The organism is Rheinheimera sp. (assembly GCF_030824435.1).
Classification (GTDB): domain Bacteria; phylum Pseudomonadota; class Gammaproteobacteria; order Enterobacterales; family Alteromonadaceae; genus Pararheinheimera.
The window spans coordinates 21,464-32,583 of sequence record NZ_JAVBXS010000053.1 but is presented as its reverse complement, the minus strand read 5'-3'; the positions used below and the strand labels follow the sequence as shown (position 1 = coordinate 32,583).

11 protein-coding genes are annotated in these 11,120 nt (G+C 47.7%); 9 read left to right on the top strand and 2 right to left on the bottom strand.

What is annotated here, in order from left to right:
• The 6 genes from RCH83_RS11775 to RCH83_RS11750 all read left to right on the top strand — a co-directional run.
• A partial coding sequence (locus tag RCH83_RS11775) for a peroxiredoxin-like family protein (RefSeq protein WP_306522275.1) occupies positions 1–575 on the top strand: 575 nt, incomplete at its 5' end.
• A 110-nt stretch (positions 576–685) separates the two neighbouring features.
• Positions 686–892, top strand: coding sequence for a hypothetical protein (locus tag RCH83_RS11770; protein ID WP_306522273.1), 207 nt, complete (start codon positions 686–688; stop codon positions 890–892).
• Between the two features lie 77 nt (positions 893–969).
• Positions 970–1,857, top strand: a complete 888-nt coding sequence (aguB, locus tag RCH83_RS11765; RefSeq protein WP_306522270.1) for an N-carbamoylputrescine amidase — start codon at positions 970–972, stop codon at positions 1,855–1,857.
• A 122-nt stretch (positions 1,858–1,979) separates the two neighbouring features.
• The gene (gene aguA / locus RCH83_RS11760; RefSeq protein WP_306522268.1) at positions 1,980–3,101 is read left to right on the top strand and encodes an agmatine deiminase; all 1,122 of its coding nucleotides are present in this window, start codon (positions 1,980–1,982) and stop codon (positions 3,099–3,101) included.
• A 173-nt stretch (positions 3,102–3,274) separates the two neighbouring features.
• On the top strand, positions 3,275–5,551 hold the full coding sequence (locus RCH83_RS11755) for a S8 family serine peptidase (RefSeq protein ID WP_306522265.1): 2,277 nt from the start codon (positions 3,275–3,277) through the stop codon (positions 5,549–5,551).
• A gap of 15 nt (positions 5,552–5,566) precedes the next feature.
• The gene (locus RCH83_RS11750; protein ID WP_306522263.1) at positions 5,567–6,118 is read left to right on the top strand and encodes a hypothetical protein; all 552 of its coding nucleotides are present in this window, start codon (positions 5,567–5,569) and stop codon (positions 6,116–6,118) included.
• Positions 6,119–6,284: 166 nt separating this feature from the next.
• On the opposite strand, the gene RCH83_RS11745 is transcribed toward RCH83_RS11750, so the two are convergent.
• Entirely contained in the window at positions 6,285–8,102 is a 1,818-nt protein-coding gene (locus tag RCH83_RS11745; protein WP_306522260.1) for a DUF885 family protein, read from the bottom strand.
• Positions 8,103–8,278: 176 nt separating this feature from the next.
• On the opposite strand from RCH83_RS11745, the gene ppiC reads away from it, so the two are divergent.
• Positions 8,279–8,557 (top strand): peptidylprolyl isomerase PpiC, encoded by a 279-nt coding sequence (gene ppiC, locus RCH83_RS11740; RefSeq protein ID WP_260658277.1) that lies wholly within the window; start codon positions 8,279–8,281, stop codon positions 8,555–8,557.
• Positions 8,558–8,588: 31 nt separating this feature from the next.
• Positions 8,589–9,110, top strand: a complete 522-nt coding sequence (locus tag RCH83_RS11735) for a GNAT family N-acetyltransferase (protein ID WP_306522258.1) — start codon at positions 8,589–8,591, stop codon at positions 9,108–9,110.
• 87 nt (positions 9,111–9,197) lie between these two features.
• On the opposite strand, the gene RCH83_RS11730 is transcribed toward RCH83_RS11735, so the two are convergent.
• Positions 9,198–10,478 carry a DEAD/DEAH box helicase gene (locus tag RCH83_RS11730; protein ID WP_306522256.1) on the bottom strand — a complete coding sequence of 427 codons (1,281 nt, stop codon included), beginning with the start codon at positions 10,476–10,478 and terminating at the stop codon, positions 9,198–9,200.
• Positions 10,479–10,599: 121 nt separating this feature from the next.
• On the opposite strand from RCH83_RS11730, the gene RCH83_RS11725 reads away from it, so the two are divergent.
• Positions 10,600–11,103 carry a GIY-YIG nuclease family protein gene (locus tag RCH83_RS11725; RefSeq protein WP_306522254.1) on the top strand — a complete coding sequence of 168 codons (504 nt, stop codon included), beginning with the start codon at positions 10,600–10,602 and terminating at the stop codon, positions 11,101–11,103.
• Positions 11,104–11,120: the final 17 nt, after the last annotated feature.

The following is an 11,120-nucleotide window of genomic DNA, read 5'->3' as shown; positions in this document are numbered from 1 at the left end:
CACTTCCAGCCATCGCTGATAGCCCACAAACAGTAAGACCTTTACTGAATGGCATGACGGCGCCGGCAGCAACTTTGTTGGATCAACAAGGGAAAAAAGTGGAATTGCTGGCTGAACTTGGCAAAAAACCAACAGTTCTGGTGTTTTACCGTGGTGGCTGGTGCCCTTATTGCAACACGCAACTGGCTGGCCTGCGTGATATCGAACCGAAACTCAGTGCTTTGGGTTATCAGCTCCTTGCCATTAGCCCACAAGCGCCAAAAGCTGTGGCGGATAGTCAGGCCAGCACCAAAGACGCGGCGCTGAATTATCGTTTATTGTCCGATCAACAGCTCAATGTGGCCCGAGCTTTTGGTCTGGCTTATTATCTGGACGCCAAAACCACAGCCTTATACAAAGGCACTTATGGTATTGAGCTGACTTATGATCAAAGTGGCCAGGCAGTATTGCCGGTGCCGGCGGTTTATATTCTGAATAGCAAAGCCGAAGTGCAGTTTAGTTATGTGCATATCAACTATAAAACCCGTTTGCAGCCTGAGTTATTGCTGTTGGCTGCCAAACTCGCCAAAGAATAAGCTTATTTAATATAAGCTACAGAAACACAAACCCTGCGCTGCGTCAGGCCGCACAGGGTTTGTAGCTGCAGCTTCACCTGTTGTGCCCGCAGTTTGTTTCGCTGACCGCTTTGCATAGCAGCTCAGCTAAAAACGCATATAAAAACCATCTTTATTCGGATATTTCGCATATTCATGCCATGCTGATGCAGCGCCTGCCAGCACAACAAATTCAGCGGAAAAATGCGTTGACGCCCGGTGAAAAATCCGGCATTTTGCGCGCCCAAATCACATTTAGTCAGTCGTTGTATTGCCACAGTTTTTACGCCAATAGCTGATGCAGTTATTTTGCGCCCGGCAGCACAACTGGCTACAGTAATGTGTCCTTTTTTATTTTGGCTTGGAGAACCTTTGCATGCGTAATGTAACAGTTGCCGCGACCCAGATGGTGGGTGGCTGGAATGTGGAAGAAAATATTGCCCGTGGCGAAAAACTGGTTCGCCAGGCCGCTGCTCAGGGTGCACAAATTATCCTGTTGCAAGAGTTGTTCGAACGCAACTACTTCTGCCAAAAGCAAAAACCAGAATACCTTGAGTTTGCAACTCCGCTGGAAAATAACCAGGCTGTTGCCCACTTTACTAAAATTGCCAAAGAGCTGAATGTGGTATTGCCAATCAGTTTTTATGAGCGCGCTGGCAACTGCCTGTATAACAGCGTGGCTGTGATTGACGCTGATGGCTCAAACCTTGGCACTTACCGTAAAAGCCATATTCCTGATGGCCCTGGATACAGCGAAAAATACTATTTCACGCCTGGTGACACCGGCTTTAAAGTCTGGGACACCGCTTATGCCAAAATTGGTATCGGCATTTGTTGGGATCAATGGTTCCCTGAATGTGCCCGCACTATGGCATTAATGGGTGCCGAGCTGCTGTTTTACCCAACAGCCATTGGCAGTGAACCGCATGACGCGACTATTTCGTCACGCGATCACTGGCAACGTACCCAACAAGGCCATGCAGCCGCCAACCTGGTGCCGCTCATTGCCTCTAACCGTATTGGTACTGAAACTGAACAGGATTTTTCGATTACTTTCTACGGCAGCACTTTTATTGCCGACCAGTTTGGTGCCAAGGTGCAGGAAGCAGATGAAGTGAGTGAAGCTGTACTGGTGCATACCTTTGATTTAGACGCGCTGGCGCATATCCGCCGCAGCTGGGGTGTATACCGCGACCGCCGTATCGACCTGTTTGACACGCTTTTAACCAAAGACGGCAAAACAGTACCAAAAAACAGCAACTAAGGGTTCAGCCGTGGTGCAACTGCACCTCAACCCAAAAACACATCAGGCCGGAATATTCTGGCCTGAATACTTTTTGCAGTTCTCTGTTGTTAAGGGAGCTGAAGCAGCATAAGGATCCTGACGTGAGCGGATTTATTTCAGATCGTACCTTAACCAGCACCCCAAGAGCTGATGGTTTTTATATGCCGGCCGAATGGGCCACTCATAAACAAAGCTGGCTGGTATGGCCGGAGCGCACCGATAACTGGCGTTTAGGTGCCAAGCCGGCGCAGCAGGCATTTTGTGCTGTGATTCGTGCTATTGCCCGTTTTGAGCCTGTCACAGTGATGGCGTCAGCGCAGCAGTTTGCCAATGCCCAGGCGCAGCTGGCAATGGAGCCAACCAATCACCCAATCCGGGTGATTGAAGTGTCCAATAACGACGCCTGGTGCCGTGATACCGGCCCTACTTTTGTCACCAATGGCAAAGAAGTGCGTGGTGTTGACTGGACTTTTAACGCCTGGGGCGGCCTGGATGGCGGTTTATATTTCCCATGGGATAAAGACGACCAGGTGGCACAAAAGGTGCTGAATGTGGAAGGTTTACCACGTTACCGTACTGAAGGTTTTGTGCTGGAAGGTGGTGCTATTCATACCGACGGTGAAGGCACTTTATTAACCACAGCCGAGTGTTTGCTGAATAAAAACCGTAACCCGCATTTAACCAAAAGCCAGATTGAACAAAAGCTCAGTGATTACCTTGGAATCGACAAAGTAATTTGGCTGGAAGACGGCATTTTTAACGACGAAACCGATGGCCATGTGGATAACATGTGTTGTTTTGTCCGCCCTGGCGAAGTGCTGCTGGCCTGGACTGACGATGAGTCCGACCCACAATATGCCCGCTCTAAAGCGGCGTTGGAAGTACTGGAAAACAGCACTGACGCCAAAGGCCGTAAGTTTATTATTCATAAACTGCCGGTACCAGGCCCTTTATTGGCCAAAGCCGAAGAATACGCTTCGGTAGATTTAACAGGCGCAGCAACGCCAAGAGAAGCAGAAGCCCGTCTGGCAGGCTCTTATATTAACTTTTATTTATGTAATGGCGGCCTGATATTGCCAACCTTTGACGACCCGATGGACAAAGTTGCGGTTGAGATCTTAAGCAAGGTATTTCCACAACATCAGGTGGTGACAGTACCTGGCCGGGAAATTCTGCTGGGTGGCGGTAATGTGCACTGTATTACCCAACAACAGCCACTGTAATTCCATATAACACCTACAAATATGAATAAAAAAGCACCTAAATGGTGCTTTTTGTTTGTTTATTAATCAATTAATTTGAGTTTTTTTATTAAAAAATAGTAAATTATCCCGGCACGGTGTTAGCATCGGATGCGCTTTATATTTTTAGTGACAATAAAAATCAGGGAATAACCATGCTTCAACTTAAAAGAACGCTGATTTCTGCATCAGTGCTGATTGCACTGACTGCATGTGGCGGCAGCAGCAGTAAAAACACACCTCCATTCGTAAAAAGTGAAAGTTTTGCCGGCGGCCTGGTCTGGGTTCCGATCACGGGGAAATTAGTTGCCAGTGATGTAGATGGTGATCCACTGACTATCACCACGATCAGTGAAAATGGCACCGCCATCAGCCCCAAAAATGGCGTATATGCATTAAAGAACGGTAATTTAGTATTAACAGGCCCTGAGTTCAGCTACACGGCTTTAAAACCGGAAGCGACCACTTTTAGCTACACCTTGTCTGATGGTAAAGAAAGCAGCGTAGGCACCATTAAAATTGGTGCAGCCAAAACTGACCCATTGGCGGATCAACAATGGCATTTACGTAACACAGGCCAAAAAGCTTATGCCATGAGCGACAGCCTGATTGAACAGTACTCTTTACAATTACAACGTATTCTTGGCTGGACCAAAGAAGATGCTGATGCACGCGCCGCTAAACGTGCTGATGCTTCAGTATTAAAACCGAATGAAGATATGAATGTGCTGGGTGCTTATGCACTTGGCGCTACAGGTAAAAATACCATTGCTGTGGTTGTCGACAGCGGTCTGGAAATTAACCATGAAGATTTGGTATCAAACGTTTTACCAAACCGCTCGTTAAACCTGATTAAAGGTGCTGCAGACCCAACCAACCCAACCAGTATGGCCGCCGGTGGCGACCATGGTACCAGCGTTGCAGGTTTAATAGCTGCAACAGGCTGGAACGGTTTAGGTGGTCGTGGTGTGGCCCCAGATACACAATTGATCGGTATGAACTATCTGGCATCTCAAGGTGCCCGTAGTACATTGTTAATTCACGGTCACCCAGGTAGTGGCATTGGCATAAACGAACCTGTGGCTGTGTTTAACCGCAGTTATGGTACTACTGTGCCTGCCGCTATTGCTTACAGTGAGCAGTCTGAATTGATCCAGGCTTACAGCGCCAAAGTGCTGCGTGCCGGTAAAGGTGTGGTGAACGTTAAAGCCGCTGGTAACTCTTTCCTGGACGGCAACGAATACGATGCCGACCTGTGTTACGACAACGGTGCCAATACACTGGGTTTAACCTGCTACAACGGCGCGTTAGAACCAAGCCAGAACACGCCTTATTACATGACAGTTGCCGCAGTCAACTCTGATGGCCGCCATACCAGTTATTCTACTGCTGGTGCCAACCTGTTAGTTTCTGCACCAGCAGGTGAATACGGCACCTTTGCTCCTGCCATGGTCACTACAGATCAAATGACCTGTTTACGTGGTTACAGCAGCTTCACTGGTGTTGATACTTACGACAAAATTTACTGGCCAGGCTTTTTTGCCGGTTATTTCCCGTTTAATAACCCGGGCCACCCGGACAACACCAGTTGTAACTACAGCTCTACCTTTAATGGTACTTCGTCAGCAGCGCCAAACGCTTCAGGTGTGGTCAGCCTGATGTTGTCGGCAAATCCAAACCTGAGCTATCGTGACGTGCGTGACATTCTGGTACAAACCAGTACCAAAGTGGACGCGGCCAATAAAACTGTGGCGCTGAAAACAGCTGACGGCGATTTTGTCGCACATCAGGGCTGGGTGAAAAACAAAGCAGGTTATGAATTTAACAACAACTATGGTTTTGGTCGTGTTGACGCAGGCAAAGCAGTAGCTTTGGCGAAAAAACACACTGGTTTACCAGCAGAAAAAGTGTCCGCCTGGAAAGGTTTAGGCAGTTATGCTGAAAACAAACAAACGCTGGCGCAACAAGTTCCTGACAACAGCATAACCGGTACTGAAATAGCTATCGAAGTGACTGAAAATATCAAACTGGAAGGTGCGCAGTTTAAATTTACTATCAGCAACCCTGAATATGGCTACGGCATTGAAACTGCTGATGGTGTAGTTCAAACCACTGCTGGTATCGACTTAGCTATTGAAGTGACGTCACCTGCCGGTACCCGCAGCGTGTTATTGTCATCAAAACAAGCACTGATTTACCCGGCCTTAAATGCAGACTTCTCAGATAACCCGGGTTATCTGCTCAAAGACACTGTGCTGTTAAGCAACGCGTTTTATGGTGAATCGGCCAAAGGTACCTGGAAAATCCGTGTACTGGACGTCAATGGTGCAGATTACGCATCAGCGGGCGGCATCCTGGAAGTTGATGGTTATGTTAATAACACTGAAACCTCTCAGGTTGATGGTGTAGCACTGCGCGTCTTTGGTCATTAAGTCGAGGAATTAACGATGAACACAAAATTATCTGCTTTGGCATTGCTGGTTATCAGCATGGCTTTGCCTGCAACTGCGACTGAACAAGACAAAGAGTTGCGTCAACTGAACAAACAAGCTGAACAGAACCAACCTGCCACTAAAAAAGGCCTGCGTGGCCCTATTTATGAAGTTCAGCCTGAACTTCGTGTCGTAGAAGCGCACAAGGCACAATCTGCGGATGTGGTTGCCAGCTTTGGTGAACAGGTTGTTGTTCGCAGCGTATCGCCCATGCTTGTGCAAAGCACTGACATAGTGCCTGGTACTGTGGTGAAAAACCGCATGACAGGTGAACTGGGTCATTACAGCGGTATTGTCAGTGTGTTGCTTAAAGACGCTTCACAACTGGCACAACTGCAAAAAGACTTTGATTTAACGCTGGTACAAACTGCGGGCGATGATCGCCTGGTGTTGTTACAAGCCAAAGCCAATACCAATCTGTTAAAGCTGAAAAAAGCGCTGGCAGAATCTGCGTTGGTGCAGGAAGTACAGTTAGATTTAATCGAAAAACGTGACGTCGCTTATTAAGTGAAATCTTAAACCGGCAGTGGCTGGTTTTATCTGACAAAAACGGCGCCTGGGCGCCGTTTTTTATTGTTTTTTAAACTGTATCAGCCTTGAGTGCATTTTAGCTTGCACTTTGATCTGCAGCTGATGTCAGCAGCCAGCTTCAGCTGGCCGCTGCTGTGTTTTGTTAAACGCCAGCCTGTTTTTTGCTAGCAATATATTGCTCCACCACCCGCTCCAGTATCGCAATAGGCATAGAACCGTTTTTCAGCACCACATCGTGAAAATCGGTCAGCTTAAACTTATTGCCCAATTCATTTTGCGCTTTTTGTCTGAGCTCGAGAATTTTTAACATGCCAATTTTGTAAGCGCAGGCCTGGCCTGGCATCACTATATAACGCTCAATTTCAGCTTCCACATCTGAAGCGGCAAGGCCTGAATTGCTGGTCATATAGCTAATGGCTTGTTCGCGTGTCCAGCGTTTATGGTGTATTCCAGTGTCGACCACTAAGCGGATAGCACGGAATAATTCATCCTGCAGCCGGCCTAAATCGCCATAAGGATCGTCTTTATACAAACCAAGCTCTGCCATCAGTTTTTCGGTATAAAGCGCCCAGCCTTCTGAGTACACAGTAAAAGGCAAAATTTTACGGAAGGTGGGTAAACCCTGCAGTTCCTGCTGAATGGCTATCTGGAAATGATGGCCTGGAATACCTTCGTGGACAGCCAGGGTTTTCATACTGAATTTAGGGGTAGCGCGGATATCGTATAAGTTGGCGTAAAACACCCCGGGCCTGGAACCATCCATGGCTGGAGCATTGTAATAAGCCCCTGGTGCGGTTTTTTCGCTAAACTCAGGCACCCGCTGTACATCCATCTCTGCTTTGGGCCTGATATTAAAGGCGGGCTCTAGTCTGGTGTTAATATCGGCCAATATGGTTTTGTAATCGGCCAGAATTTGCAGCCTGGCGTCTTGAGTGTCCGGGTATAAAAACTGCGCATCATCACCCAATGTACTCATCATGGCAGCGACAGAATCACCACTATGGCCTTGTGCCGTCAGAATTTCTGTCATTTGCGCCTGAATACGCGCCACCTCAGCAAGACCCAGCTGATGGATTTGTTCAGGTGTTAAATCTGTGGTGGTATGTTGTTTTAGCATATAGGCGTAATAAGCATCACCATCCGGCAACTTCCAGACGCCATCATCAGTGCTGCTTTGTGTTAATAAAGTTTGCAGGTAAGAACTCAAATGTTGATAAGCAGGCAACACAGATTGTTGCACAGCTTCAGCAACTTTTGTTTGCAGATGTTCGGTGGTCGCAGCATCAATATCCGCCAGAGTGCTGACTTTATCGGCAAAATGTTTGTATAACAGCTGTTGTTTTACTTCACCTTTGGTAAAACCTTGTATCTCTGCCAGCACTTTTTCCAACACAAACCGCGGTGGTATTACACCTTTTTCGGCGCGAATTTTTAAATCTTCCACCACCTGCAAAAATACCTGCTGGAACTGATTGAGCCGGCTTATATAGTGTTCAGCATCAGTCACATCTGCCAGCGGATGACTGCTGACCATAAATTTGGGCAGGTTACTCTGCACACCAAACAATTGATTGACCGGATAACCGTGATAACGCCAGCGCTCACCTTCACTGCTATGCGCAATAAACCATTCCAGCATATCGTAATTCAGCTGTTCAGCCTCTGACATGGCAGCACGGTCGTAACTGCGTAAGGTCGCAAGATCGGTTTTCATTTTGGCAAACTGTAAATCACCGGCCTGCCGACTGCGATCGTCCAGTTTGGCGTTGTGTGAACGAATGCCAAAACTCTCTAACAACCGCAGTTGGGTTAAAAGCTCAGGGCTGGTTAGGCCATATTCCAGAAATACCCTTTCATAAAACACCCGGCTGGAAAAAGGTTTAAACCAGACCGCATTCACGACAAATATCGCTGCTAACAGCAGTAGTACCCCAAAAATTCTTAACAACCACTTTGCCATTATTTCTCTCCGTTTTTATAGTTATAAAACATAGCTTTACTAAGATAAGCCCATAGCTGTCAATGGCAAAGCACAAAAACTGGTCTAAACAGATGCTGTTGTTCGAGCAACTTTTCCATTAAAATGCGCGGCCGCGTTGTGTTAGCGCGCCAAAATACAGTGGTAGGAGTTACAAAATGGCCAGAGCCTGTGCTTGTCATATCCTGGTAAAAACCCAGGAAGAAGCCCAAAACCTGAAGCAACAATTGGCCAAAGGCGCCAATTTTCATGAGCTCGCCAAAAAACACTCTTTGTGCCCTTCCGGCAAAAAAGGCGGCGACTTAGGCGAATTCCGCGCCGGTCAAATGGTAAAACCTTTTGACGATGTGGTGTTTAAAAAGCCATTATTGGAAGTTCATGGTCCGGTAAAAACCCAGTTTGGTTTTCATTTAATCAAAACCCTTTACCGCAGTTAAAACACCCACACAGCAACACAGGAATAGCCAGATGCAACTTTCGCTTTGCCAGTTTGATACAGACGCCAAAGCCATTCTGGCTATTTTTAACCACGCCATTTTGCATACCACAGCTTTGTATGAATACAAACCCCGCACGCTGGAAACTATGCAGCAGTGGTTTAACAATAAAGCTGCCGGCAACTTTCCGGTCTGGGGTTTAAAAAACAATGAGGGTGAACTGCTGGCTTTTGGCAGTTATGGTACTTTCCGCGCATTTCCGGCTTTTAAATATTCGGTGGAACATTCGGTTTATGTACACCCCGATCATCAGGGCAAAGGTTATGGCAGCCTGATGCTGCAACAGCTGATTAAAAGCGCGGAGCAACAAGGGTATCACCTGCTGATCGGTGGTATAGATGCCAGCAATAGCGGCAGTATTGCGCTGCATCAAAAACATGGTTTTGTGCATAGCGGCACTATCACTCAGGCTGGTTTTAAGTTTGGCCGTTATCTTGATTTAGCTTTTTATCAGCTGACACTGAAAACTCCGCTTGAACCTGTGGATGGTTAAACCGCACAAACATCAGATCCCATCAAAACAACAAAGGAGCCGATAGCTCCTTTGTTGTTACAAAAATTTGTCGGATTTCAGCTGCTGTTATTGCGGCCTTTTTTTACCAAGGGCTATAGCGCGAAGCTTCGACTTTTCAATAGACAACTTTTTGTTATTACTGATTTTTTTCTTCATTTTTACTTCAGCATCGGCGGCATCTTCTTTCGCTTTGCTGGAGTGATTAAACTTCGGATTATGCTCATAACCCGGCAACACCTGCTGCTCTATCACTTGTTTAATCAGCTTTTCAATTTGCAAAAGCATAGGTAAATCATCAGGCGTCACTAAAGTGACCGCCAGACCAAAACGACCGGCACGGCCGGTGCGGCCAATCCGGTGTACATAATCTTCGGCCACATGAGGGAGATCGTAATTCACCACTATCGGCAAATCCTCAATATCTAAACCACGGGCGGCAATGTCGGTGGCCACCAATACCCGCAAGTTGCCGTCTTTAAAATCCTGCAACACTTTGGTTCTGTGGCCCTGGCTTTTATCACCATGAATACTGGCCGCTTCAATACCATCGAGCGCCAGCTGCTTGCTTAAACGGTCGGCACCATGTTTAGTGCGGCTGAAAATCAGCACCTGTTGCCAGTTGCGCGCGCCTATCACATGAGATAACAACTCACGTTTACGCTGGGAATCCACCCGAAACGCCAGCTGCTGCACCTGAGCTGAAGCCGAGTTGGCGGTGGCCACTTCAATCAGCTCAGGGCTTTTCAGTAAGGTGTCTGCCAGCTCTTTGATTTCTTTGGAAAAGGTGGCGGAGAACAACAACGTTTGCCGCTCTGGCGGTAACTTGGCCATCACCCTTTTAATGTCGTGAATAAAACCCATATCCAACATGCGGTCGGCTTCATCCAGTACCAACACTTCCAGCTGATACAAGCTGATAGTGCCCTGATGCATATGATCTAACAGCCTGCCCGGGGTGGCGATTAAAATATCCAGTCCGCCTTCAGCGGCATCAAGTTGCGGGTTCATTGACACGCCACCATAAAACACCGCAGTTTTCAGCGGTAAATGCCGGGCATAAGCGGCAATATTGTCGGCCACCTGCTGGGCTAATTCACGGGTTGGCGTTAACACTAAACAACGCACTTGTTTGGCTTCAAGTTTTTTTGGCTGGCTGCTGAGTTTTTGCAAAATAGGCAAGGTAAAAGCCGCGGTTTTGCCGGTGCCGGTTTGGGCACCACCTAACACATCTTTGCCTTGTAAAATCACCGGTATGGTTTTTTGCTGAATTGGCGTTGGGCTTTGATAGCCCTGCTCGGCGATTGCCTTTAAGATAGGCGCGTTTAACGCCAAATCTGCAAATTGCATAAAGTTCCTTGAATTGGGGCGCTGGCCAGTGTGTGGCCGACAACAACTGCGACCAGAAAAAACGGCGGCCAAAAAAACGACCAGAGTATAGCAGAATCAACCTTTGCAGGATATTGAACCTTTGCCAGCAACCACAACCCTTCAGATCGAACCACAGCCGCAAGTCCAGGTTCAAACCCAGACGCAAACAGCGGCGCAACAACCCTGGTTTGTATATCTGGTACAAACCGGCAAAGGTATGTTGTATACCGGCATCAGCACAGATCCAGAGCGCCGGCTCCGGCAACATCAGGGCGAGCTCATAGGCGGGGCTAAAGCGTTGCGGGGCAAAGGGCCGTTAACTTTGGTGTGGCAACAGCTGGCGCCGAATCGCAGCCTGGCAAGCAGCCTGGAATATCAGCTGAAACAACTGAAAAAAGCCGACAAAAAGCGCCTGATTGCCGGCGCTTTGCTGACAGAGCTGTTGCCGCAACCAGAGCGCGCTGCTTTGCAAGACACGGGGCTGCAAGACAAGGGGTTGCAAGACCCGGGTTTACAAGGCGCTACTTTGCAAGGCGCAGCTTTACAAGACACAGATGAGCAAGACGCAGTTTTGCAAGCGCCCCTTTATAAGGCACTGCTTTAACCGGGAAAATGCCCTGT

Coding starts and splice junctions, on each gene's coding strand:
- RCH83_RS11750 (WP_306522263.1), top strand. CDS start 5,567: ATGAACACAAAATTATCTGCTTTGGCATTGCTGGTTATCAGCATGGCT.
- RCH83_RS11730 (WP_306522256.1), bottom strand. CDS start 10,478: ATGCAATTTGCAGATTTGGCGTTAAACGCGCCTATCTTAAAGGCAATC.
- RCH83_RS11735 (WP_306522258.1), top strand. CDS start 8,589: ATGCAACTTTCGCTTTGCCAGTTTGATACAGACGCCAAAGCCATTCTG.
- RCH83_RS11755 (WP_306522265.1), top strand. CDS start 3,275: ATGCTTCAACTTAAAAGAACGCTGATTTCTGCATCAGTGCTGATTGCA.
- RCH83_RS11745 (WP_306522260.1), bottom strand. CDS start 8,102: ATGGCAAAGTGGTTGTTAAGAATTTTTGGGGTACTACTGCTGTTAGCA.
- ppiC (WP_260658277.1), top strand. CDS start 8,279: ATGGCCAGAGCCTGTGCTTGTCATATCCTGGTAAAAACCCAGGAAGAA.
- aguB (WP_306522270.1), top strand. CDS start 970: ATGCGTAATGTAACAGTTGCCGCGACCCAGATGGTGGGTGGCTGGAAT.